This is a genomic window from Roseateles sp. AC306 (assembly GCF_979253795.1).
The window spans coordinates 1-277 of sequence record NZ_CEEDEB010000076.1 but is presented as its reverse complement, the minus strand read 5'-3'; the positions used below and the strand labels follow the sequence as shown (position 1 = coordinate 277).

Below are 277 nucleotides of genomic sequence, written 5' to 3'. Positions count from 1 at the left end.
GATTTATACCCAATTCGTTGCCCAAACCGCTATGTGCTGTGGGGAAGGGGGAATCAAAGCCTGGGATGATGTTCGAATGGGGTTTCTGTCACGGGTCGGTGTGCTCAACAAGTGGCTGACGGAAGAAGAGAGTTTATGGCTGCAATCGCGCGTCTATGTACGAGCTCACCATTACTATCACAGCTGGATGCACTATTTTTCCGCCTATTCGTTAGGACGTCTCTACTGGCAATCTTCTCAGTGCGAAGACAACACTTCGCTACGCGAGGCGCTAACC

At 50.9% G+C, this 277-nt stretch carries 1 protein-coding gene; it reads left to right on the top strand.

The features are described 5' to 3' along the window. Position 1: 1 nt before the first annotated feature. A partial coding sequence (locus AC0IZJ_RS28460; protein WP_471855617.1) for a DUF1266 domain-containing protein occupies positions 2-277 on the top strand: 276 nt, incomplete at its 3' end.